This window comes from Bacillus sp. FSL R12-0074, from assembly GCF_038005725.1.
Taxonomy (GTDB): domain Bacteria; phylum Bacillota; class Bacilli; order Bacillales; family Bacillaceae_G; genus Bacillus_A; species Bacillus_A mycoides.
The window spans coordinates 3945591-3970451 of record NZ_JBBOTR010000001.1 but is presented as its reverse complement, the minus strand read 5'-3'; the positions used below and the strand labels follow the sequence as shown (position 1 = coordinate 3970451).

The following is a 24861-nucleotide window of genomic DNA, read 5'->3' as shown; positions in this document are numbered from 1 at the left end:
AAGAAAAGTAAGCGAAACGCCAGTTTACAATGTTTTTTAGAAGTGGTACGATGAGACGGGTAAAGAAGGATATGAAGGAGTCGACACAAAATGAAGTTAAAGATGCATCGTCCAGCGCTTGTAATGAATCGCATAGGTGCTTCCCTTATTGACATGTTTTTAATCTCGGTTACGTACGGTGCAGTAGTAGCTATTATTACCGGAAACTATAGTGCTATTTTCAATCGTTTTAATATAAGTTTAGGTGACTATAGATATGACCTTACACTTGTTTTCGTATTAATGGCTATAAATTTTATTCTTTTACCTTTTCTTTGGAACGGTTCTACACTTGGTAAAAAGGTAACAAGAACAAAAATAATCTCGTTAACAAGTGAAAAACTAACGTTACAAACATTAATAATACGATTTTTTGTATTGTTATTACCAAACATATTGTTACTTGGAATCCCATTAATATGTAACGTATATATGATGTTATTCCGCAAAGATAATTGTGGTTTCCATGATTTAATTGCAAAGACGAAAGTGATGAGTCTGGTATAAGGAACATTTAGATTATACGTTATAATAGTGAAATAAGACTTTTTATTGTTTGTATATAAAAAGTCTTATTTTTTTTAGAAATTTGATAAATGTAATTGATATAATGGGATTTATATAGGCTAGATATCTCCTATATAGTACTCACCATGTTATTGAAGAATGTTTAAAGAAGCGGTGGCTAATTCAAACATCCTATTTTTCGTCCGAATAGATTGAAAATTAAGTTAATGTTATAATGAATATAGATAATATTGTTGTATAACAAAGGGGGATTTGGAATGACCGGAGGTAGCTTAATATTTTGGGGGATTCTTATTTTTATCGGTTTAACCTTCGATCAATATAATAGTAAGAAAAAAGAAACAAAAAAGTAATCGTTTACAATTTGTAAGGTTAACTTTTCCTGCTTGCGGACTAATCTAATAAAGGAGTATACTGAATGACGGTAAGACATATAGAAGGGGTAATGAAAATGAAGCTTGCAGGAAAAGTTGCCATTGTAACTGGTGGTGGCATCGGTATTGGACGTAGTACAGCTCTTTTGTTGGCTAAGCAAGGCGCAAAAATAATTGTGACGGACATTGATCAAGAAAGTGGACAAGCAACAGTGGAAGAAATTACGAATCTAGGCGGAGAGGCACTTTTTGTATCCTATGATATGGAAAAACAAGGAGATTGGCAACGCGTTATCAGTATTACTTTGAATGCATTCAGTCGCATTGATATGCTTTTTCAAAATGCTGGTTTATATAAAATAGATTCTATTTTTTCTCGCCAACAAGAGAACGATTCCAATGTACTTTGTATTAATGACGTTTGGATAGAGATAAAACAATTAACGTCATCTTTTATGAAACAGCAAGAAGAAGTGGTGCTTAGTGACTTACCGATTTTCGGTATTATTAGCATGAAAGGACAATCATTTCATACAGTAGACGCCCTAGTATAATAATGAAAACCGCCCTCAATGTATGTGGACGGTTTTTTTGTATGTTATATAGAAGAAAAAATTTTTAGCGAATACGTTGTTCTGTTTGGCTGTCAAAGAAATGCGCTTTATTTAAATCAAATGCCAATTTAATTTGGTCTCCAGGTGAGAATATATGTCTTGCATCAACACGTGCTGCAAAATCTTGGTTTCCAAGTTTCATATATAAAATGGATTCAGCACCTAACAACTCAGCAACTTCAATTTTTGTTGTGAAAGTAGTAGATTGTGAAGCTTCTAAAAATAATAGTTCATCATGAATATCTTCTGGACGAATACCTAAAATAATTTCTTTATTTACATAGCCTTGTTCGCGTAATAATTTCATTTTTCCTTCAGATACTTTAAACTTTAATGAACTGTCTATAACGAAATCGGTTTCAGTTAATTTTCCGCGGAAGAAATTCATTGCGGGTGAACCGATAAAACCACCAACGAAAATATTTTCAGGTGTTTCATATACTTCTTTGGGAGTTCCAATTTGTTGGATTTTGCCGTCTTTCATAACAACAAGACGTGAAGCCATTGTCATTGCCTCAGTTTGATCATGTGTTACATAAATTGTCGTTGTGCCAAGGCGGTGGTGTAATTTAGAAATTTCTGATCGCATTGCAACACGTAGTTTAGCGTCTAAGTTTGATAAGGGTTCATCCATTAAGAAAACTTTTGCGTCTCGAACGATTGCTCTACCTAATGCAACACGTTGACGTTGTCCACCTGATAAAGCTTTCGGTTTTCTATCTAAATATTGTTCAAGCCCTAAAATTTGAGCTGCATGTTTCACTCGACGGTCGATTTCATCTTTCGGTATTTTTCGAAGCTTTAATCCAAATGCCATATTATCATACACACTCATATGTGGATAAAGAGCGTAGTTTTGGAAGACCATTGCGATATCTCGATCTTTTGGAGGAACATCGTTCATTAGCTTACCGTCAATTGAAAATTCTCCTTTTGAAATATCTTCAAGTCCAGCTACCATTCGTAGTGTTGTAGATTTTCCGCAGCCAGAAGGACCAACGAATACGATAAATTCTTTATCTTGAATGTGTAAATTAAAATCTGTTACGGCTGTTACGTTATTATCATATATTTTATAAATATTTTCTAATTTAAGTTCTGCCATGATATTTCCCCCTAGAAAGTTTATGCAAACGTTTTCTTTGAATTTATTATAAACGAATAGATTCAAAAAAGAAATAAAAACACTATAAAAAAATAAAACGTTTTCATTATTCCTATGAATATATAATAAGTTCCACATGTTTTATTAGAAAAAGAAAATAAATATTGTAAGCGCTATTTTAAATTTGGATAGAATCTGTTATCATTCAGTAATGAAAACGTTTGCGCCTTAAAAAAAAGAAAAAAGAATCAATAGTATAGATGAAATGGGGTAGCATAATGGGAAAACAATGGTGGAAAGAAAGTGTAGTATATCAAATTTATCCTCGTAGTTTTATGGATAGTAATGGTGATGGTATAGGTGATCTTCGTGGTATTCTTGCGAAGCTAGACTACTTAAAAGAATTAGGTATTGATGTAATTTGGTTATCACCAGTCTATGAATCTCCAAACGATGATAATGGTTACGATATAAGTGATTATTGTAAAATTATGAAAGAGTTCGGAACAATGGAAGATTGGGATGAACTATTACATGAAATGCATAAACGTAATATGAAACTTATGATGGACTTAGTTGTTAATCATACTTCAGATGAACATAATTGGTTTATTGAATCATGTAAATCGAAAGATAATAAATATAGAGACTATTATATATGGCGCCCTGGAAAAGAAGGGAAAGAGCCGAATAACTGGGGAGCAGCCTTTAGTGGATCTGCATGGCAATATGATGAGATGACAGATGAATATTATTTACATCTGTTTTCTAAAAAACAGCCAGATTTAAACTGGGATAATGAAAAGGTAAGACAAGATGTTTATGACATGATGAAGTTTTGGTTAGAAAAAGGAATTGATGGGTTCCGTATGGATGTTATTAATTTTATTTCTAAAGAAGATGGCTTACCAGCTGTTGAAACGGATGAAGAAGGATATGTTTCAGGGCATAAACATTTTATGAACGGTCCGAACATTCATAAGTATTTGCATGAAATGAATGAAGACGTATTGTCTCAGTATGACATTATGACGGTTGGGGAAATGCCGGGTGTAACGACAGAAGAGGCTAAATTGTATACAGGGGAAGCTAGAAAAGAACTGCAAATGGTATTCCAATTTGAACATATGGATTTAGATTCCGGAGAAGGTGGGAAATGGGATGTAAAACCATGCTCACTTCTTACTTTGAAACAAAATTTAACAAAGTGGCAAAAAGCATTAGAACAAACAGGATGGAATAGCCTTTATTGGAATAACCATGACCAGCCTCGCGTTGTATCTCGTTTTGGTAATGATGGAGCTTATCATACTGAATCAGCGAAAATGTTAGCGACAGTACTTCATATGATGAAAGGGACACCATATATTTATCAAGGAGAAGAAATCGGAATGACCAATGTTCGATTTGAATCAATTGATGAATACCGAGATATTGAAACACTAAATATGTATAAAGAAAAAGTTATAGAGCGCGGCGAAGATATAGATAAAGTGATGCAGTCTATATATATAAAGGGCCGAGATAATGCTAGAACTCCGATGCAGTGGGATGATAGAGAACATGCTGGATTCACAACGGGTGAGCCTTGGATTGCGGTAAATCCTAACTACAAAGAGATTAATGTGAAACAGGCAATCCAAGACGAAGAATCGATTTTTTATTACTATAAAAAATTGATTGAATTACGTAAAAACAATGAAATAGTTGTGTATGGAACATATGATTTAATATTAGAAAATAACCCTTCTATTTTTGCTTATGTAAGAACATATGGAGAAGAAAAGCTGCTGGTGATTGCAAACTTCACTGCGGATGAATGTGTATTTGAATTGCCAGAGGATATTGTTTATAGTGAAGCAGAGTTATTAATACACAATTATGATGTAGAAAATGTATTGATAGAAAACATTACATTACGACCATATGAAGCAATGGTATTTAAATTGAAATAAGAAAAGCCTTATGCCACCCTGGCATAAGGCTTTTACTATTACCATTTTAAAATAGAGAATCCATACGGTGGAAGTGTAACTTGTAATACACTTGCTTCCGCTGAAAATTCTTCGTTTGTATAAATGTTAATTATTTTCTTACCAGTAACATGAAGAGGGAGTGACACTGTAACTTCACTATTAGTAGGGTTTAAAACGAAAAAGATAGTTTCATCCTCATATGTTTTCGTATAAGAAATATAATTATGTTCATCATTTGCTTCGATAAATTGAAAAGTACCATGTCCTCCAAATGCTTTATGTTGTTTCCGTAATGAAATTAATGTTTGTATATGTGTAAATAATGCATGATCTTGTTCTTTAGTATCCCAAATCATACATTTACGGCAATCGGGGTCCATGCCACCATCCATACCAATTTCATCTCCGTAATAAATACAAGGAGAGCCGATGAAAGAAAGATGGAATACATAGAGCAATTTTAACTTATTTTTATCTCCGTTGCATGTTGTTAAAATTCTTGGAGTATCATGGCTGTCTAATAAATGAAATGCTGCTTCATTTACATTCATAGAGTAGGAATGTAGAGATTCTGTAATTTGCTTCATGAATTCACTTGCTTTAATGGAATCGTTAGCAAAGTAAGAAAGTAGAGCGTTTGTAACAGGATAGCTCATGACAGCATCAAATTGATCGCCTTGTAGCCACGGGAGGGCATCGTGCCAAATTTCTCCCAAAATATATACTTCAGGATTTAATGTCTTTATTTCAGTTCGGAATTCTCTCCAAAAACTGTGATCGACTTCATTTGCTACATCAAGGCGCCAACCATCTATATGGAATTCCCTTACCCAATAACGACCTACTTCAAGTAAATATTCTTTTACATCTGGATGTGCCGTATTTAATTTAGGCATATATGGTGTAAATGCGAAAGTATCATAGTTAGGAAGTGGCTCGGTTATAATTGGAAATTCATGAATATGGAACCAATCTTTATAGGCGGAATTTTCACCTTGTTCCAGCACGTCTTGAAATTTATCAAAGAAGTACCCGCTATGATTAAAAACAGCGTCGAGCATTACTTTTATACCACGTTTATGACACGCTTCAATGAGTTCTTTAAAAGTTTCTTTCGTACCAAATTGTGGATCAATTTCCATATAGTCAATTGTGTCATATTTATGGTTTGAATGAGCTTTGAAAATAGGTGTGAAATATATTCCGGAAATGCCAAGCTTAACAAGGTAATCAAGGTTTTGAATAACACCAGCAAAATCTCCACCGAAAAAATTAGTTGGAGTTGGATTCGTACTTCCCCAAGGAAGGGTGTTTTCTGGATTCAGCGTACTATCGCCATTAGCGAATCGTTCAGGGAAAATCTGATACCAAATGGTGTCTTTAATCCAGGATGGTGCTTTGAATACATCATCTGCATGAATAAATGGAAAACAGAAAAAGTTACCGACATCGTCATTTGGAATGTTAGAAAAAAATCCTCTTTCTGTATAAATAAGAGTGTCTACGTCGTTTTTTAATTCGAATCCATATCGTAAGCGTTTAAATTTCGGTTCGATTGAAACCGACCAATAATCAAATAACTCAGTAGATCCGGTTTTTTTCATTGGTGTACTTGCTGTAATCCATTTCCCATCTTGCCATTCGTACGGATCCCCGTAGATGAGGGCGGCGCTGTGAACATCATCTCTTTTTGTGTGTATTCGGATGTGAATTGTTTTTTCGTTGTAAGCGTATGCATGATTATCTTTTGGCCTATGATAGATCGCTTCTTTAAGCATATAGAAAATCCCCCTTTAATACCTCTATACATATTGTTACCTAAAACGAAATAATAAAGATTATGTTGCAAACGATTTCCTTTAACATAACTTTAATATTGCTTATAAGAGTAGTATTCATTTTATGTAAAGTCAATGAATAAAGAGTATGAGGAGATTATTTTGAAAATTAATATTTGCAAAATGAATAAAAGAATGTATAATGATAGACAAATAGCGCAAACGTTTTCATAGATTGATATATTGTTTGCGCTTCAATTAAACTATTAAATGCAAACGTTTTCAGTGGCTAAGGTACATAGACAATTTAGGGAGGTTTTTGGGATGAAGAAAGCATTATCATTATTAACGGTTTCAGCATTATCAATTGGTATGTTATCTGCATGTGGACCGAAAGATTCAGGGAAAAAGGAAGTAAGTAAAGAGAAGAAAGATTATGATCTTCTCGTTTGGGAAGATGAGAAAAAAGGTGTGGGTCTAGAGCCAGCGGTGAAAAGTTTTGAAAAGAAATATAATGTGAAAGTAAAAGTTGAAGAGGTTCAGATGACGAAACAAATAGAAAAACTTCGTCTTGACGGTCCAGCTGGCACAGGGCCAGATGTTGTAACATTGCCACATGATCATATTGGTAATGCGGTAACAGAAGGGCTACTTTCAGAAGTGAAAGTAGATGATACAGTAAAAAGTAAATTTACAGATTTATCAATAGAAGCACAAACATATAACGGAAAATTATACGGTTTGCCAAAAGCGATTGAAACACCAATCTTTATTTATAATAAAAAATTGATGCAAAAGGCACCTGAAACGATGGATGAACTGTTTAACTTCTCAAAAGACTTTACGAAGGATGGAAAATACGGATTTTTAGCACTAGGAGATAACTTCTACTTCGCTAATGCATTTATGGCAGGTATGGGTGGTTATGTATTTGGTGAAAAAGATGGAAAGCCAAATGCAAATGATATTGGATTAAATAATAGCGGTGCAGTACAAGGTGCTGAATATATTCAAAAATGGTACAAAGAAAAGTTATTCCCGAAAGGTATTATCGGTGAATCTGGTGGTTCAGCTGCAGATGGATTATTTAATGAAGGAAAAGCAGCATCTATTATGAATGGTCCATGGGCATTTCAAGCGATGGAAAAGGCTGGAATAGATTATGGTGTTGCTCCAATGCCAAAATTACAAAATGGTCAACCGATGAAAACATTTGTTGGCGTAAAAGGATGGCATGTAACAAGCTTCTCTAAACAAAATGATTTAGCTACAAAATTTACTGAGTGGGTTACAAATGAAGAAAATGCGAAAATTCGATTTGAGAAAACGAAAGAAATTCCTCCAGTAAAATCAGTAATGGAAGATCCAATTATTAAAGATAACGAAGCTGCAAAAGCGGTTGCCACGCAATCGGAAAATGGAATTCCAATGCCAAATATTCCAGAAATGCAGGAAGTTTGGAAACCAGCTGGGGATGCGCTTCAATTAGTTGTATCAGATAAAGAAGCACCAAAATCCGCACTTGATAGTGCAGTGAAACAAATTAAAGGTAATATTGAGGCAAATCATAGTAAGAAAAAATAAGGTGAAATTCGTGTCTCTAATATGAGGGGCACGAATTCTCTCCCTTCCATGTAGGAAGAAAAAAGGGGGAAGGAACATGCAAACATCTATGGAACCAGCAAATGGGTTAAACCATTCAAAGCATAGGAAAATGGCAACCATGTTATCAATCATTCCAGGCGTGGGCCAAATGTATAATAAACAATTTGTAAAAGGTCTTATTTTTCTAGTATTAACAGGTTCATTTATTGTAGCCTTTGCTGATTTATTAAATATGGGATTATGGGGTATTGTAACGCTCGGTACAGAAGTTCCACGTGACCATTCTGTCTTTCTATTAGTAGAAGGAATCTTGGCACTTATCGTTATCGCGTTTGGGCTCGGCATATATGCATTTAACTTATATGATGCATATCAAAATGGAAAGAAACGTGATATAGGAATACCGTTAAATTCTGTAAAAGAGCAATACCGTAATTTGTTAGATCAAGGTTTTCCTTATTTAATGGTTTCACCAGGATTCTTATTGCTTATATTTGTTGTTGTATTTCCAATCATTTTTGTTATCTTAATTGGATTTACGAATTATGATTTATATCACTCCCCTCCAGCTAAATTAGTAGATTGGGTGGGCTTTAAAAACTTTATTGATATTTTCACATTACCAATGTGGAGAGATACATTTTTAAGTGTATTTTCTTGGACTGTCATTTGGACATTCATTGCAACAACATTACAAGTTGCACTTGGTATTTTCTTAGCGATTATCGTAAATCAGCCTGGTATTAAAGGAAAAGCGATTATTCGAACAATCTTCATTTTACCGTGGGCTGTTCCAGCATTCGTATCTATCCTTGTATTTGCTGGTATGTTTAATGAAACATTTGGAGCAATTAATAACCAAGTATTAGCTTTATTCGGGATTGAAAAGATTGCTTGGATGACAGACCCGTTTTGGGCAAAGATTGCTTTAATTATGATTCAAACGTGGCTTGGTTTCCCGTTCGTCTTTGCGATGACAACAGGTATATTGCAATCGATTCCAGGAGAATTATATGAAGCGGCTACAGTAGATGGAGCGACAGCTTGGCAACAGTTCCGCAAAATTACATTACCACTTGTGTTATATGCAACAGCGCCAATATTAATTACACAATATACGTTTAACTTTAATAACTTTAGTATTATTTATCTATTTAATAACGGGGGACCTGCTGTGTCTGGACAAAATGCAGGTGGAACGGATATTTTAATTTCATGGATTTATAAGTTAACGATGACCTCGGCTCAGTACGGAAAAGCAGCAGCTCTTACAATGATTTTATCGTTAATCGTTATTACAGTTGCGTTATGGCAATTTAAGAGAACAAAATCATTCCAAGAAGAGGATATGATGTAAATGAATATTAAAAGACAGAAGATGTTACGTCTCTCATTAAGTTATTTAGTTATTTTCGTAATGTGTGCCATCATTTTCTATCCGTTATTATGGATTATTGGCTCATCGTTTAATCCAGGGGATAGTTTATCTGGGTCAAGTATTATTCCGGAAAATGCCACGTTAGATCATTATCGCAAGCTACTTGATCTCGATTCAAGTAATTACTTACTTTGGTATAAAAATACTTTGAAAGTTAGCGTAATGACGATGATTTTCTCTGTACTAGCCATTAGTTTTACTGCCTATGCATTTTCGAGATATCGTTTTGTTGGAAGAAAGAATGGTTTATTAACATTTTTAATTCTGCAAATGATCCCGAATTTTGCAGCGTTAATCGCACTATATATATTAGCTCAGTTAACAGGATTACTTGATACACATCTTGCATTAATTTTAATTTATGTGGGCGGGGCAATTCCGATGAATACATGGCTAATGAAAGGGTATTTTGATACGATTCCAAAAGAACTGGATGAATCAGCTCGAATGGATGGAGCAGGACATTTCCGTATCTTCTGGCAAATCATTATGCCGCTTGCAAAACCAATCGTAGCGGTTGTAGCGCTATTCACTTTCATCGGTCCATTTACAGATTTCATTTTAGCGAGTATTATTTTGCGCACACCGGAAAATTATACTTTAGCAGTTGGACTATATGAAATGGTAGCGAAAAAATTTGGTAATGAATTTACGACATTTGCAGCTGGTTCAGTATTAATTGCAATTCCGATTTCTATTTTATTCTTATCGCTGCAAAAATATTTTGTTTCCGGTTTAACAGCTGGAGGTACGAAAGGATAAAAATGGGACATTACGTCCCATTTCTCTTTTCATCTCCCTATAAAAAATTTGTAGGGAGATGAAAAGAGATTTGACATCGCATATGAAAAGAAGTGAAATAAATAGTATATTATAGTATAGGAAAAAATAGCTATATCCCTTACAATACATGAAGAGGGAGAATAGGATTAGTTTTGCAAGATATAAGAAATGAATGTTTATGACTTGCAATGAGTGCGAGATAAAATATATGAAAAATGGCAGAGAAGTGAGAGGAGGGGATTTTTATGACAGTTACAATTAAAGATGTGGCGAAGCAGGCAAATGTTGCACCATCAACAGTTTCTCGTGTAATTGCTGATAATCCAAGTATAAGTGAAAAGACAAAGCGCCGTGTTCGAAAAGTGATGAGTGAACTGGGATATCATCCTAATTTAAATGCAAGAAATCTTGCGAACCAAACGACGAAGACACTTGGTCTTGTTATGCCCAGTTCTGCAAGTAAAGCTTTTCAAAATCCATTTTTCCCAGAAGTTATAAGAGGAATTAGTTCATTTGCACATGTGGAAGGGTATGCGCTTTATATGTCGACTGGTGAAACGGAAGATGAAATTTTTAATGGTGTTGTAAAAATGGTACAAGGGCGTCAAATCGGTGGTATTATTCTTTTATATTCAAGAGAGAACGATCGGATTATTCAATACTTGCATGACCAAAACTTCCCGTTTGTTTTAATTGGAAAACCATATGATCGAAAAGATGAAATTACATATGTAGATAATGACAATTATACAGCTGCAAGAGAAGTAGCGGAATATTTAATTTCATTAGGCCATAAACAAATCGCATTCATCGGCGGTGGATCAGATTTACTTGTAACGAGAGATCGTTTGGCGGGGATGAGTGATGCTTTGAAACTAGCAGATATTCTATTGCCGAAAGAGTATATTTTACACTTTGATTTTTCAAGAGAGAGTGGTCAACAGGCTGTTGAGGAATTAATGGGACTAAAGCAACCACCGACGGCAATTATGGCAACGGATGATTTAATTGGACTTGGCGTGTTAAGTGCGCTTTCTAAAAAAGGATTTGTTGTACCGAAAGATGTTTCGATTGTAAGCTTTAACAATGCTTTATTATCAGAAATTGCTAGTCCACCACTTTCGACAGTTGATGTGAATATTTATCAATTAGGGTATGAAGCGGCAAAAGCTTTAGTTGATAAGGTGGAGCATTCTGAATCTACTTCAAAATGCATTATTATTCCGCATAAATTATTGAAGCGTCAAACTTGTGATCATTATGCAACAAAAAGCTAAGAGTTTAACTCTTAGCTTTTTTCTTTAGAAAGGCTTCTAAACGGTCACAGCCTTCTTTTAAAGTTTCAATACTGTAAGCATAGGAAAGGCGAAGGTAGCCTTCACCGTATTCGGAAAATGCGGTTCCAGGAACAACGGCTAGCCCAGCCTCTTTTACAAGATCAAGTGCAAAATCAAATGATGAAGATGTTAAATGTCCAACATATGGAAATAAATAAAATGCACCTGTTGGCTTCTCAACCGTTAAACCCATTTGAATGAGTCTATTATATACGTAATCACGGCGTTTTTTGTATTGATAGCGCATCATCTTCGGGGCATCTTTAGCAGCTGTTAAAGCTTCGATTGCAGCATACTGAGCGATTGAAGTAGCACATGTAACATTGTATTGATGAACTTTTAATATGTGTTTTGCTAAATATTCTGGAGCAAATAAAAGTCCGATACGCCAGCCGGTCATAGAATGTGATTTTGATAAGCCGTTAATGACAATCGTCTTATCACGCATTTCTGGGAAATGAGCGATAGATGTGTGTTTTTCTTCATATACAAGTTCACTATAAATTTCATCAGAAAGAACGAAAATATTTTTATCTTTTAAGACAGATACAATATCTTCTAATTCTTCTTTTGATAAGGTAACACCAGTTGGATTAGAAGGATACGGTAAAACGACGCATCTTGTTCGTTCTGTAATTGCATGTTGCAATGCTTCAGCTGTTAAACGAAATCCAGTTTCACGAACATCTATAAAAATAGGAGTTGCACCACATAGTCGAATAATCGGCTCGTAACCAGGGTAAATAGGAGCAGGTAAAATTACTTCCGTTCCTGGTTCTAAAATAGTTCGGAATGCAACATCGATCGCTTCACTAGCACCGATTGTAACAATGGTTTCGTTTTCAGGTGAATAATGTAAATTGTAGTTGTCCTTTACAAAGTTACAAGCTGCCTTGCGTAATTCTAGTAAACCAGCGTTATGTGTATAGCTTGTATAATTTTCTGTAATGGCCCGTTTAGCTGCTTCTTTTACTAGAGAAGGTGTAGGGAAATCGGGTTGCCCAATTGTTAAAGAGATAAGATTATCATAGTTTTGAATCATATTAGAAAACTGGCGAATTCCAGAAATCTGGATGTCCTTCACTCTAGGATTAATGAATTGTTCCATTGTATCTCCCTTTCTTCCGTTTGAAAATTAAGTCCATTTTATCATATTTTCTATGATTACGCTTTGCATATGTTATTTAGAAAGAGAGAAAAGAAAAAAGCCGCTGAAAGCGACTTTTTAATAACCGTATTCCCAATCTATTTCATCTTCGTTCCAAAGTACGGAAGATACTTTGCCAAGATGGACAACGGATTCATTTACAGCACATGTACAGTCTTCGTCCCCTGCTTTATGTTGCAATTCTTCGTATACTGATTTTTCAACGTTTTCTAGCACAACCAAATTTTCTTCTTTTAAAACAAGCGTAGTACCCGCCATATTTATCTTCCTCCTACTAAAGTAATGATCACTTATTTGTAAACATAGATAGTATGGATTATATGCTGTATTTTGCGATAGTTGTCCGTCTAGTGAAGTGTTTTTTATTTTCTTTGTAATCCGTATTCATTGTATACTGCACGAAGGAAATTTGGTACAGGGTTTACAATCATTTCGGAAATTTGTAACATTTATTATTAGTTGTTAACAAATAATTAACAAAGATGTTAAGAAAAATCAAAACTTTGAAACAAATAGACTTATAAAATGATATAATCATATCAAAATACATATAGGGGATGAGAGGCTATGGAGCTGATTCGTGATTTAATGATCCAAATTGCCATCATTATTTTACCACTATTTTTATATGAAGCGATTCGTTTAAATCGTTATCAAGGAATGCTTCCGAAGCCTAATCGCTACTTTATTATGTTTTTATCTAGCGTTACACTCGTTCTCTCCATGACATACTCTATTTGTTTTGGTACCGTTTGCGGATACAATTTTCATCCAGTCCCAATTGTTAGTGGTTTTTTATATGGTGGGATTGTTGGGCTCATCCCTGCCATTATTTATGTTGCATATGAATGGGTTTTTAAGGGGCTTAGTTGGTTGCCTATGGTAGAAGTTATATTTCTTTCGATAATTCCATTATTTTTGTCAAAGAAATGGTCTCTTTTTTCAAGAGATAAGAAGCTAATATTAGCTTTTATGATTGCATCATTTTATGTTCTTGTTTCATTAGTAGTCGGGATGTTGAATGTCCTTTTAGAAACAGGTTTTACACCGTACATATCTAATCTATATAGTGGGTATATATTTGCATCACTTATTATGGTTATGACAATGGTATTTCAAGTGTATTTGACTGAGTATTTAAACGAAAATGCATTATTGCGTACAGAAATGCAAAAATCAGAAAAACTTAATATTGTAAGTGAGTTAGCTGCAAGTGTTGCACATGAAGTTCGAAACCCTCTCACTGTTGTACGAGGGTTTATTCAATTGCTAGAGAGTACGGAAGACGTAAAAAACAAAGATTATATGCGTCTCGTATTAGCTGAACTGGATCGTGCTGAACAGATTATTTCAGATTATTTAAATTTAGCAAGGCCTCAAATTGAAAAAAAAGAACATATTTGTTTATCAGCACAATTAATTGAAATGACAACTCTTATGTCATCATTTGCAGCGATGCAGGGCGTTTATTTGCAAGTTGAGATTTCTGAGAGCCTTTATACTATCGGCGATAAGACGAAATTGAAGCAAGCTATTATGAATGTTGTTAAAAACGGTATTGAAGCAATTCAAGGAAACAAAGGGTATTTAAAAGTAACAGCTATTCAAAAAGATGAATTGATAATAATAAGAGTTAAAGATAGTGGTGTTGGAATGACAAAAGAACAGTTAGTAAGGCTTGGACAACCGTATTATTCTTTAAAAGAAAAAGGAACAGGATTAGGCCTTATGGTAACATTTAGTATTTTACAAGCGCATAATGGCACATTGGAATATAAAAGTGAAAGCGGAAAAGGAACTGAAGCTATTATTATATTGCCAGCTGTACGATATAAGGAATAAAAGTTACCGATAGAAGGTAACTTTTTATTTTTCGTGCATTAGAAAAAGTTACAAAATTTTATTCATTTATTTTTTCTTGTTTTGTTCGAACGAATAAACTTTTAAATGATTGAAAGAAGCTTTGCTCTTTTGAGGCGGCGACTAATCTTTTTGTTTCTTGAATTTCACGAATAACTTGCATAAGTTGTGTATCACGGTTGCTGTCTTTATTGTAAATTTGATTGACAAGTTTATTCATTTTTTCTTCTTGTTTGGATTCTCGCTTATACATATGATTCATTAATAAGTCCATCTTTTCTTTTTGGAGTGCATCTGTTTGAGCGGCGTGAACAACTAGATCTTGTAACATTTTTTCTTGTGAGCCTTCTTTTACATAAACTTGTTGCATTAGTTCATCTAATTTCTCGTCTTTTAAACGATTTTGTGTAATGAGAGTAGAGTTTTGATGAATAATTGCTTCATTCAATTGAGCAAGCATTTCAAGTTTTAGCATGAACTCCTCAAAGTTACGCCCATCTTCTTTTGGTTGCACTTCTTGTTTATCTTGAATAACAGGTACAGGTGGGGCTTCTTTTTCTTTTAAAATAATAGGTATTGTTTCTGAAATGTCCTCTTGTAATGTAGCAGCTCTTTCATGTATAGATTTCAATAGTTTTAAATCATCCAATTTATAAATACGAGCATCAGCTGTTTTTGAAATGATATAACCGTGTTCCTCTAAGAGTTGGCTATATTTTCGGACTATATGTTTTGGGATACCTGTTTTATTTGTAACATCTTTCGTTTTATAAATAGCTTCCATGATAGTTCCTCCCCAAAAAGTATCGTATATATCATTTCAACCTTTTATGTGGACTTCCTTTGAAAAAGAATGTCGGAAGGTTATTAGTTTTCTACAGCATTAGTGAAAAGATGAAGAAAAATGAATGTTTTTGGCGGAATGGAGAGGAAGAGCTAAAATAATGTCTGAAAACATACATAGAAGAAGTTTGTTATAATAACTGAGGAAAAGAAATTGGTAGGAACACGGAGGTACACATGAAGCAATTTAAAGGTATTATCATTTCAATTATTGCAATTCTTTCTCTTTTGGTAGCGGTATATGAAGTACTTGTGCCAGAGGAGACAAGTACTAAAAAAACAACTACGTATGATCAAATTCTAGAGTTCCCGAAAGAACGATATCCAGAGACCGGGAAACATATAACGGATGCTATAAAAGAAGGACATTCGGAAATGTGCACAATTGATCGTAATGGTGCAGCGGATAGAAGGAAATTATCGTTAGCGCCATATCCGACGAAAAAAGGTTATGATCGTGATGAATGGCCGATGGCGATGTGTAAGGAAGGCGGAAAAGGAGCTCATATTGAATATATAAGTCCAGCAGATAACCGCGGTGCAGGTTCTTGGGTAGGGAATAAGCTAGACAAATATCCAGATGGTACGCGTGTGAAATTTGAAGTGAAATAGTAATTGGCATACATTTCATAGTGGAGGAGAGGGATAGTTATGGAATTAACAATTTCATATTCGCAATTAATGATAATGAACTATGATGGTCAGCAGCCTTATGTAGATTGGACTCCTGAAGATTTTGAAAGAGGCTATGCTGAGGTGGATGGAGCTATTATTTTTGAAGCAATCTCTGACTATACTTGTGAAGTGGAAGTTACTTGTGGAAATCATATTGAGAAAGAAGAAGTGGTTAGAACGATATCAGTTCCTTTCACAGTGAAGAATGAAGAAGTATATATAACAAGTATTCTTTCTAATAAATATCATATTCCTATTCCGAACGGGGAATATATGATAGTCTTGCAGGCAACTCCTCTTGAAGAGCCATCAGACGATGAATTGTATAAAGTACAATACGACTTCTATTTTGAGAGTGTAGAATAAAAAAACGTGTTATCCTTTTTGAAGGATAACACGTTTTTTATTATGCGTTTGTTTTTAGGAGAGAACGAGCGTCTTTTGCTGCCTGAACCATGTGCTCTAAAGCAGGTATAACTTCCTCAGTTCTTCGTGTTTTTAAACCACAGTCTGGATTAATCCAGAAATATTTAGGGTCACATACTTGTAAAGATTGTTCTACGATTGTGAACATTTCATCTTTACTTGGGACACGTGGGCTATGAATATCATATACCCCTAGACCAATTCCTTTTTCATATGTTGTATGCTTTAATGTATTAATAAATTCTCCATGACTTCTTGATGTTTCGATAGAAATAACATCTGCGTCTAACGCTCGAATTGCATCTACAATATCTTCGAAGTTACTATAACACATATGAGTATGAATTTGTGTTTCATTTTCTACAGAAGATGTTGCTAAAAGGAATGATTGAACTGCCCATGTAATGTATGCATCCCAATCTTTTTCTTTTAACGGCATACCTTCACGAAGTGCAGGTTCATCGACTTGGATTACTCTAATTCCGGAAGATTCAAGTAATTCAATTTCATGACGAAGTGCTAATGCAATTTGATATGAAACTTCTTTTCTTGAAATATCATTTCGAACGAATGACCAATTTAAAATAGTGACAGGTCCAGTTAGCATACCTTTTACTACTTTCTCTGTTAAGCTTTGTGCATATACAGTTTCTTTAATAGTCATTCCACTTATAAAGGCAACATCACCATAAATAACAGGTGGTTTTACGCAACGAGAACCGTATGATTGTACCCATCCGTTTTTAGTAAAGGAGAAACCAGCAAGTCTTTCTCCAAAATATTCCACCATGTCAGTTCTTTCGAATTCACCATGTACTAGTACATCAAGACCAATATCTTCTTGGTAACGAATCCACTTTGCAGTTTCTTTTTCAATGAATTGATTATATTGTTCATTTGTAATATCGCCGTTACGCCACTGTTTACGTGTTTGACGAACTTCAGATGTTTGCGGGAAGCTACCAATAGTTGTTGTTGGTAACAACGGTAATTGTAAAGCTACTTGTTGTAGTTCATATCGTTTTTCAAATGGAAGAGGACGTGAGAAATCATCTTCTTTAAGTGATGTACGTGCCACTTTTACATCTTCACGATTACGTGCAGCTGATGAGCGGATTGCATGATGTGCATTACGATATGTTGTTAAATCGCTACTGATGCTTTCTACACCTTTAGTAAGAGCAGAATGGATAAGGACTAGTTCTTCTAATTTTTGATTAGCAAATGCAAGTGCATCAAATAATTCACTTGTTAAGTGCGTTTCTTCCGTTTTATCAATTGGAGTATGCAATAAGCTACAAGAAGGTTGAACAATTAAACCTTTTGCTGTGATTTGATTTTGTAATGTTGTAAATAAAGAAAGTACATCATCAAGATCAGCTCTCCAAATGTTACGGCCATCTATACAACCGATAGCTAAAATTTTATCAGCTGGGAATCCGTATTTTGAAATAGCATTTACATTACCTTCTTTGCCATGAACAAAGTCTAATCCAATACCAGAAACAGGGAATGCAATAATTTCTTCATAGTTCTCTTCTACACTATCAAAATATGTTTGTAGAAGAAGATTAGCATTTGGAACCTCTTTATGAATAGCTTCGTAAAGTTCTTTCGCTTGATTAATTTCATCTTTTGTTAAAGATGCGAAGATTGGTTCGTCAACTTGAATAATTTGTGCTCCAGCTGCGTGTAATTCAGAGAATAATTGTACATAAGGTGCAACTAGCTCTTTTAAAATAGTGGCAAATTGCTCTTCGTTGTAACCTTTTGCTAGTTTTAGGAATGTATAAGGGCCTAAAATAACTGGTTTTCCATCAACACCTAACTCTTTTTTCGCTTCTTCATATAAACGAAGAGGACGATTGTCTTTTAAAGAGATTTGTAATCCTTCTTCATATTCAGGAACAATGTAATGATAGTTTGTGTTAAACCATTTTGTCATTTCAGAAGCAACGTGATCTTTAGAGCCGCGTGCCATTGCAAAATATACATCAAGGTAAGAGGTAAACTCTGAAAAACGTGACGGGATGAATCCTAACATGTAGGCCGTATCCAGAACGTGGTCATAATATGTAAAATCGCCAACTGGAATTAATTCAATTCCCTTTTCTTGCTGTACTTTGACGTGTTGAAGGCGAATTTCTTTCATTGTCGTTAAAAATTGTTCTTCATCAATTTTATTGGACCAAAAAGCTTCCAATGTTTTTTTCCACTCTCGTTGTAGTCCGATACGTGGATAACCTAAGTTACTTGTTTGAATTGCCATTTTAAATTCCTCCCTAATTGAAAGTAAGCATTTCCGTTTACTCGGAAATACCTATAACAAAAAGCATAAAGGCATAGAAAAATAAGCCTTCCTTTTTGTTCTTAACACCTCATCATCATCCGTGAGTCTATCAGTGTTGTTAAAATAGGCAGGTATCCTGACTTATGCTTCATATAATTTCTTTCACCTTCCCGTTTTCACAGTGGCACAAAAAAGAAATCTCAGCATTTACAGTGGCGGGACCGTGTTGGAGTTTCACCAAACTTCCCTTTTAAACACGAAGTGAAATATTCGTGTACCTATTTTCCTTTTGAAAGGAATTTAACAAGCGATATGATATTGAAACAAATTCTAACACAATTTTCGGAATTTTGTCCACTGTTTTAAAATAAGAAAATTCTAAAGTTTTTTATTTCTTTTTATTCGGAAAATTAAGTTTTTTCAACGTTTATTTATTATTAAAATGAGGGTATTTTGAGTTGCGAGGAATAATTATAGTGTTAAGTTTTTCTAGAAGAGGAGGTACCTCTTTTAGAAAAACTTAATCATTATCTACACCTATTTCTGAAAGACGACCTGCAGTTGCATCTTGTAAGAGCGTGTTTAGCCAACGTAATTCAACATTAATATGCTCAATGACGCTTTGTAGAATATATAGTTGAGCACGAGGAACTAGTTGTTTATTATGATCGTATATCGTTTGCATTGTATGTAAATATAGCATTGTATCATCTCTCTTTTTTTTCAAAATAGGAGCTAGAGCTTGTTCGTCGCTAAAGTGAGCGAAAGAGAGCGCTGAATAAATAGGTTTATATATTTGGTTTTTCGCTTCAAATTGTTTTAATAATAAGGTGTGGAAAAGGGCTTTTCCTTCCCCTGTTATATGGAAGATTGTTTTATCTGGTCTATTCGTATCTCTAACAATATTGGTAACGCTAATCGCACCTTGTTTTTCTAATTGCTCGAAGGCGTAGTATAGCGATCCCTTGGCATATTTAATATAACAATCCATTTGTCTTTCTTTCATTATGTGCTGCACTTCATAGGGATGTTTATCTCCTTCGAGTAACAAGCCGAGAATGACTAACTTCATGCTCATGCTGTCTCAACTCCTGTATATAGAAACTTTATATATATTATAAACGGTATATCCTCTTTCATAAAGGGATATACCGTTTTGTTTTTCTATATTAGCTTACTTGTTTTTGTTTTTGCTTTGTTTTTGGTCCTGTTAAAAGACGTTCATTTCCCATAAGTAAAATACAAATTATACTTAGCGTAGCTGGGATAAGTGCCCAGAAAAATGTATTAGCAATAGATGTTGCAAGAGCCTCTTTAATTCCGCTCAGTACTTCAGGAGGTAGCTTTTCAGTAGCGTTTGGTGATAATAAAAAGCTTGTGTCTCCACCTTTAGGAGCCATTTTTTCTAGTTCAGGAGGGAAGACTGCTTTTAATTTATCAGTGAAAACATGATTTTGAATCGTACCGAAAATCGTGACGCCAAGGGTCATTCCAAGTGAACGGAAGAATGAGTTCGTGGATGTAGCAGAACCGCGATCTCTCATTTCTAGTTTGTGGATAGATGCCATACTTAAAACTGAGAAGGAGAATCCAACTCCAAGTCCAGCAAGCACCATAAACATTGTTACGAGTGTACGAGGTGTTTCCATAGTTAAAGTACTTAGTAAATAAATACCAAGAACGAAGAAAACTCCAGATACTGTCATGATGTTACGATAACTTGTTCGTGAAGCTAATTGTCCACCAGTTTGACTTCCGATTACAGATCCTACCATCATAGGTGTCAAAATTAATCCAGCATTTGAGGCTGAACCACCGAGAACACCTTGAACGAAGATTGGAATATAAACTGTACAGATGATAAAAGCTGCGCCATAGAAAAAGGCAACACCTTGGCTAGCTGCAAATAAAGGTTTTTTAAATAAATGGAAAGAAATAATAGGCTCGGTTGCGTTTCTTTCTACGAAGAAGAAAATAATAAGCAGAATAACAACAGTTGAAAATAAACCAATAATCACATTAGAGTCCCATGCATATTCTTTACCACCAAGTTCTAAAGCAAACATTAAGCAAACGATACTAATGACAAGCGTAATAGCACCAGCCCAGTCAATTTTTTGTTTTCGATATTCTAGAGACTCGCTATAGTATTTAGTAATGAAGAAGAAGGAAATAAGTCCTAATGGAATATTAATATAGAAGACCCAGTGCCAACTTATATAATCTGTAATGTAAGCACCTAATAAAGGTCCGAAAACACTAGATGTCCCGAAAACAGCACCAAATAGTCCGGTCATTTTTCCTCGTTTTTCAGGCGGGAATATATCATACATAATTGTAAATGCGATAGGCATAAGAGCGCCGCCACCAATTCCTTGAATGGCTCTATAAATACTTAGTTGTTCAATACTTGATGCTGTCCCGCAAAGTGCAGAACCAAATAAGAAGAGAATTAATCCGCCAATAAAAAAGCGTTTCCGTCCGTACATATCAGACAGCTTACCGAAAATAGGCATTCCGGCCATTGTTGCTACCATGTAGGCGGATGTGACCCAAACGAATTTGTCGAACCCTCCTAAGTCTCCGACAATCGTTGCCATCGCAGTTGCGACGATTGTGTTATCCATTGCTGCCATTAGAATACCAAGTAGTAAACCAGCAACAACAAATTTTGTATTGTTGGAGTTTTTTTTTGATAATTGAGATTCCAAATATAACCCTCCTTTAATAATAAGTAAACTATATGAAGTTTTGAGTGCAGCGCATAAAAATTTGAAATATAGTTTTTTAAATCAATTTACACAAGTGCACTGACAAAGCCATAAAGAATATTATAGTCAAATTTGACTAAAAGGCAAACTTTTTCTTCCGTCAAAATATTCTGTTGTATGGACAGAGAAAGAGTGAGCGATACTTAGTAGTGGTGTAAAGTCAATGAAGGAAATTGTAAAAAAATATTTCAGTAAGAATACCTTCTGTTAACAGAGGGAAAATGGTTTTTTCTTTATATTGTCGAATAGGATAAAAGGAAGAGTAATAACTATATATCGTTTGTAACAAGCTTTATTAATATTGTGTGGAGAGGCAGAATAAGGTCGTATGGATATGATGCATCTGAAATGGGGTGAATATTATTATGAAAATATGGAAACGAATTTCGGATCAAGGAAGGCGTTCAATACCGTTACAACCGGTGTTATGGATTGATGGCTCAAAAAAGGAAAACGAATGTCCTAATGTAGCAGTTACATTGCAAATCCGTAGTATGTATAAAGAAAAATTTTCATATGAACTGACCTATGATGTAAATGACATACTTATTATTCGAATTGAAGTAGAAAATAAAGGAATGGAAATGATTTCACGAGTTGTAGTAAGTCATATGATTCGAGATTATTTTGCATATATCCCAAATTCATTAGAGGCTGATAAGGGGATGAGCGAGTTTTTGTTCCAGCTTGTAAGGTGGCGAATCGATAATTTATTACCGAATGAGAAAGTAGAACTAATTTGTAAAATAAAAGCAAATAAAGATAAAGCAATCAAAAACGCATTATTTCAGGCTACATATACATTTCAATATAAAGGAGTATCATATGGTCCGCTGCAAACAAATGAAGTTGTTGTGCGGCAATGATAAAAAGGAACCTGTAAGAAAGGTTCCTTTTTTAATGAAGGTTGTGTTTTTTGAGTACTTTTTTTTGCTCGATTCCTTTTTTTCCTACATAATTATTTTTATAACCAAAATATAAAATGAACAGAAAGGAAACGACATTTACAATAGCGTCAATTTGATCGTTTGTAATAAAGTTCACTCCGAAAGAATTACATAATAATTTTAATGATAGCAGAAACCCCGCTAGTAAACGTATAATATCTGATAGATTTTCTTTTTGTAGCATATAAGTCACCTCTTCCTAAAAACGATATATAGTATATATATGAAATAGAATAGAAATGGTATACAAGCTTAAGCGGAAATGTACACCCAATGTGTACATTTTTTATTTTGTAGAAAAACATAATTGTTATAGAAACATATATTGGTATAGAAAGGAGGAGAAATATGAAACATAAAGGTAAAATTAGTGGGTTATTACTTGGGAATACAGTGGCAGTTACAGAATGGATTGCGCTTCAGGATGTAATTACAAAACTGGATTCGCGATCATTTTATACCGTCTTTATTATTTATATATTGCAAATGATACTCAGCTATTATTTTGGACATTGGTATGATAAAAGAGCGAGTGGGCGTATGGATACGGAAGTAGGGGGAATGGCAAGTAATGATTTTGTAGTTGATTTCTTTGAGAAAGTAGCTGCTTTATCGGAACGGGATTCTCATAATATTACAGTGTACATTCTTTCAGTGAAAGAATGGAAAGAACTAAAAGAAACAGTACAAGAAAAAAAATTGGAGGTGTTAGTACAAAAATTGGAGAGTACGATTGTAAAGACAATTCGTAAAGGGGATGTCGTTACTAGGTGGGATGAAAATAAGTATGTTATTGTGGCGATTGATAACGGACATGAAAAGTCGACAATAACAAACCGATTAATGAAAAATATTGAAAATGAAATAGAAAATGGTTTGTTAAGTATGACGCTATTATTTGGAGCTGCTAGTTATCCAATAGAAGGAAAAACCTTTGAAGAATTGTTAAGAAAGGCACAAAATCAATTGTACCAGCATAGGGATTTGTAAGAAAATGAGTGAAACTTCGATTTGAAGAAATATGATATGAAGAAGTTTTGAATGTAACATTTTTTTGACTTTTATTACAAAAGGAACTTTTATTGTAATAAAAGTCTTTAAAAATATATGGAATAAGCATATAATTATGTTGGATGTGTCAATGCATTTTGCACAATGTGTTTCATTTTTAAAGTGTAGAGGAAAGCATGCTCTACACTTTTCCTTTTTAGGGAATGACAAGAATAATTGTAAGTTGTTGCAAGATGACATTTACACTGTGTAAAATGAACAAAGAAATTATTTGATAGAAAGCGGAAAGGAAATGATAGAATGATAGACGTGACAGAACAACGACCATCTTTTATCAGGTGAATTATTACTGTTGTTCTCCAAATTATTATGGCTGTGATGAATTCCGTTGTACTTTTATGTAATACATAGTATAAACAGGTTTTAAAAAGTGCCAAGTAAAAGGTAGATATGAAACTGCTATTTAGTTCAAAAATGTAATTTTGAGTAATACAATTTGTACAAGCATTATAAACAATATGAATGATTTTCGTAAAAAAGGTGCGAGTGTGGAGTTAATAAAAGGATAAATAATTTCATAGCTTTTTACACGATTATCGTATATAAGTAGGAGGAAAAAGATGTTGAAGTATAGTAAATTAGCAATTGTAACTGCATTATCAATGACTTTACTAGCGGGTTGTTTCGGGCCGAAACCAGAAGAGGAATTATATGTTGCATTTGAAAATGCTGCAAAACAAGAAAAAACAATGTTTGAAGATGCGAAGAAACTTGAAACTTTAGAAAAAGAGGGACAAGAATTATATAATCAGATTGTTCAAGAAGGAAAAGATAATAATCAAACTGTTAAGGAAAAACTGAACCAAGCAGTGAAAAATACAGATGAACGAGAAAAAGTGCTTAAAAAAGAAAAAGAATCTTTAAATAAGGCACAAGAAGAAGTGAAGTCAGCAGATAAATATGTGAAGAAAATTGAAGATAAGAAATTGAAAGATCAAGCGGATAAAGTGAAAAGCACATATGAGAAACGACACGATTCATTTAACAAAATGTATGATAGCTATAATAAATCGTTAAAACAAGAAAAAGAATTATATACAATGTTACAAGATAAAGGTACAAAATTAAAAGATATTAGTGAAAAAGTAAAAGTGGTAAATCAGTCTTATAAAGATATTGAATCAGAAAAAGACAAGTTTAATGAATTTACAAAAACTTATAATACAGAAAAAATAGCTTTTTATAAACAAGCAAATATTAAAATTAAAGAAGAGAAAAAATAAAACAGTTTGG

General features: G+C 34.1%; 23 protein-coding genes and 1 riboswitch. Of the genes, 14 read left to right on the top strand and 9 right to left on the bottom strand.

Annotated elements, in window-relative coordinates; genetic code table 11:
- Nucleotides 1–90: 90 nt before the first annotated feature.
- The 3 genes from NSS97_RS20480 (at nucleotide 91) to NSS97_RS20470 (ending at nucleotide 1495) form a co-directional block, all read left to right on the top strand.
- Complete coding sequence (locus tag NSS97_RS20480; RefSeq protein WP_044442808.1) at nucleotides 91–546, top strand: RDD family protein; 456 nt, start codon at nucleotides 91–93, stop codon at nucleotides 544–546.
- 278 nt (nucleotides 547–824) lie between these two features.
- Nucleotides 825–920: a hypothetical protein gene (locus NSS97_RS20475; RefSeq protein WP_000145641.1), complete on the top strand. Its 96-nt coding sequence runs from the start codon at nucleotides 825–827 to the stop codon at nucleotides 918–920.
- A 65-nt stretch (nucleotides 921–985) separates the two neighbouring features.
- Complete coding sequence (locus NSS97_RS20470; RefSeq protein ID WP_107886396.1) at nucleotides 986–1495, top strand: SDR family NAD(P)-dependent oxidoreductase; 510 nt, start codon at nucleotides 986–988, stop codon at nucleotides 1493–1495.
- Nucleotides 1496–1559: 64 nt separating this feature from the next.
- Here the strand turns inward: NSS97_RS20470 and NSS97_RS20465 are convergent, their stop codons facing one another.
- Nucleotides 1560–2660: an ABC transporter ATP-binding protein gene (locus tag NSS97_RS20465; RefSeq protein WP_044442811.1), complete on the bottom strand. Its 1101-nt coding sequence runs from the start codon at nucleotides 2658–2660 to the stop codon at nucleotides 1560–1562.
- Nucleotides 2661–2938: 278 nt separating this feature from the next.
- On the opposite strand from NSS97_RS20465, the gene NSS97_RS20460 reads away from it, so the two are divergent.
- Complete coding sequence (locus tag NSS97_RS20460) at nucleotides 2939–4615, top strand: glycoside hydrolase family 13 protein (RefSeq protein ID WP_107886397.1); 1677 nt, start codon at nucleotides 2939–2941, stop codon at nucleotides 4613–4615.
- Between the two features lie 38 nt (nucleotides 4616–4653).
- Here the strand turns inward: NSS97_RS20460 and NSS97_RS20455 are convergent, their stop codons facing one another.
- Nucleotides 4654–6414, bottom strand: a complete 1761-nt coding sequence (locus NSS97_RS20455) for an alpha amylase N-terminal ig-like domain-containing protein (RefSeq protein WP_107886398.1) — start codon at nucleotides 6412–6414, stop codon at nucleotides 4654–4656.
- Nucleotides 6415–6738: 324 nt separating this feature from the next.
- Between NSS97_RS20455 and NSS97_RS20450 the strand changes: the two genes are divergently transcribed.
- The 4 genes from NSS97_RS20450 to malR all read left to right on the top strand — a co-directional run bounded on the left by NSS97_RS20450 (nucleotide 6739) and on the right by malR (nucleotide 11517).
- Nucleotides 6739–7998 carry an extracellular solute-binding protein gene (locus tag NSS97_RS20450; protein ID WP_107886399.1) on the top strand — a complete coding sequence of 420 codons (1260 nt, stop codon included), beginning with the start codon at nucleotides 6739–6741 and terminating at the stop codon, nucleotides 7996–7998.
- 76 nt (nucleotides 7999–8074) lie between these two features.
- Nucleotides 8075–9376, top strand: a complete 1302-nt coding sequence (gene malC / locus NSS97_RS20445; protein WP_107886400.1) for a maltosaccharide ABC transporter permease MalC — start codon at nucleotides 8075–8077, stop codon at nucleotides 9374–9376.
- On the top strand, nucleotides 9377–10219 hold the full coding sequence (gene malD / locus NSS97_RS20440; protein ID WP_098220054.1) for a maltosaccharide ABC transporter permease MalD: 843 nt from the start codon (nucleotides 9377–9379) through the stop codon (nucleotides 10217–10219).
- Nucleotides 10220–10485: 266 nt separating this feature from the next.
- Nucleotides 10486–11517, top strand: coding sequence for a maltose operon transcriptional repressor MalR (gene malR / locus NSS97_RS20435; protein ID WP_088034426.1), 1032 nt, complete (start codon nucleotides 10486–10488; stop codon nucleotides 11515–11517).
- Between the two features lie 4 nt (nucleotides 11518–11521).
- Here malR and NSS97_RS20430 read toward each other — a convergent pair whose 3' ends face one another.
- Nucleotides 11522–12685, bottom strand: coding sequence for an aminotransferase A (locus NSS97_RS20430; protein WP_002033816.1), 1164 nt, complete (start codon nucleotides 12683–12685; stop codon nucleotides 11522–11524).
- A gap of 117 nt (nucleotides 12686–12802) precedes the next feature.
- Nucleotides 12803–13003 carry a hypothetical protein gene (locus NSS97_RS20425; protein WP_000929276.1) on the bottom strand — a complete coding sequence of 67 codons (201 nt, stop codon included), beginning with the start codon at nucleotides 13001–13003 and terminating at the stop codon, nucleotides 12803–12805.
- A gap of 309 nt (nucleotides 13004–13312) precedes the next feature.
- On the opposite strand from NSS97_RS20425, the gene NSS97_RS20420 reads away from it, so the two are divergent.
- On the top strand, nucleotides 13313–14587 hold the full coding sequence (locus NSS97_RS20420) for a sensor histidine kinase (RefSeq protein WP_044442820.1): 1275 nt from the start codon (nucleotides 13313–13315) through the stop codon (nucleotides 14585–14587).
- A gap of 58 nt (nucleotides 14588–14645) precedes the next feature.
- On the opposite strand, the gene NSS97_RS20415 is transcribed toward NSS97_RS20420, so the two are convergent.
- Complete coding sequence (locus tag NSS97_RS20415; RefSeq protein WP_002014816.1) at nucleotides 14646–15389, bottom strand: DUF3967 domain-containing protein; 744 nt, start codon at nucleotides 15387–15389, stop codon at nucleotides 14646–14648.
- A gap of 236 nt (nucleotides 15390–15625) precedes the next feature.
- Between NSS97_RS20415 and nucA the strand changes: the two genes are divergently transcribed.
- Nucleotides 15626–16060: a DNA-entry nuclease gene (gene nucA, locus NSS97_RS20410; protein WP_002014817.1), complete on the top strand. Its 435-nt coding sequence runs from the start codon at nucleotides 15626–15628 to the stop codon at nucleotides 16058–16060.
- A 39-nt stretch (nucleotides 16061–16099) separates the two neighbouring features.
- On the top strand, nucleotides 16100–16489 hold the full coding sequence (gene comJ / locus NSS97_RS20405) for a competence protein ComJ (RefSeq protein ID WP_002088359.1): 390 nt from the start codon (nucleotides 16100–16102) through the stop codon (nucleotides 16487–16489).
- Between the two features lie 40 nt (nucleotides 16490–16529).
- On the opposite strand, the gene metE is transcribed toward comJ, so the two are convergent.
- From metE to NSS97_RS20390, 3 genes are all read right to left on the bottom strand, one after another.
- Complete coding sequence (metE, locus tag NSS97_RS20400) at nucleotides 16530–18818, bottom strand: 5-methyltetrahydropteroyltriglutamate--homocysteine S-methyltransferase (protein ID WP_002014819.1); 2289 nt, start codon at nucleotides 18816–18818, stop codon at nucleotides 16530–16532.
- A gap of 130 nt (nucleotides 18819–18948) precedes the next feature.
- A riboswitch (cobalamin riboswitch) is annotated at nucleotides 18949–19136 on the bottom strand.
- Between the two features lie 223 nt (nucleotides 19137–19359).
- Nucleotides 19360–19917, bottom strand: coding sequence for a PadR family transcriptional regulator (locus tag NSS97_RS20395; protein WP_002165135.1), 558 nt, complete (start codon nucleotides 19915–19917; stop codon nucleotides 19360–19362).
- A 91-nt stretch (nucleotides 19918–20008) separates the two neighbouring features.
- Nucleotides 20009–21550, bottom strand: a complete 1542-nt coding sequence (locus NSS97_RS20390; protein ID WP_044442822.1) for an MDR family MFS transporter — start codon at nucleotides 21548–21550, stop codon at nucleotides 20009–20011.
- Nucleotides 21551–21975: 425 nt separating this feature from the next.
- On the opposite strand from NSS97_RS20390, the gene NSS97_RS20385 reads away from it, so the two are divergent.
- Nucleotides 21976–22476, top strand: a complete 501-nt coding sequence (locus tag NSS97_RS20385; RefSeq protein WP_107886403.1) for a hypothetical protein — start codon at nucleotides 21976–21978, stop codon at nucleotides 22474–22476.
- Nucleotides 22477–22507: 31 nt separating this feature from the next.
- On the opposite strand, the gene NSS97_RS20380 is transcribed toward NSS97_RS20385, so the two are convergent.
- On the bottom strand, nucleotides 22508–22741 hold the full coding sequence (locus NSS97_RS20380) for an SPP1 phage holin family protein (protein ID WP_002192635.1): 234 nt from the start codon (nucleotides 22739–22741) through the stop codon (nucleotides 22508–22510).
- Nucleotides 22742–22905: 164 nt separating this feature from the next.
- Here NSS97_RS20380 and NSS97_RS20375 point away from each other — a divergent pair, with 164 nt between their 5' ends.
- Together NSS97_RS20375 and NSS97_RS20370 are read left to right on the top strand one after the other, a co-directional pair.
- Nucleotides 22906–23547: a diguanylate cyclase domain-containing protein gene (locus NSS97_RS20375; protein ID WP_002192636.1), complete on the top strand. Its 642-nt coding sequence runs from the start codon at nucleotides 22906–22908 to the stop codon at nucleotides 23545–23547.
- A gap of 641 nt (nucleotides 23548–24188) precedes the next feature.
- On the top strand, nucleotides 24189–24851 hold the full coding sequence (locus tag NSS97_RS20370) for a YkyA family protein (protein WP_105590041.1): 663 nt from the start codon (nucleotides 24189–24191) through the stop codon (nucleotides 24849–24851).
- Nucleotides 24852–24861: the final 10 nt, after the last annotated feature.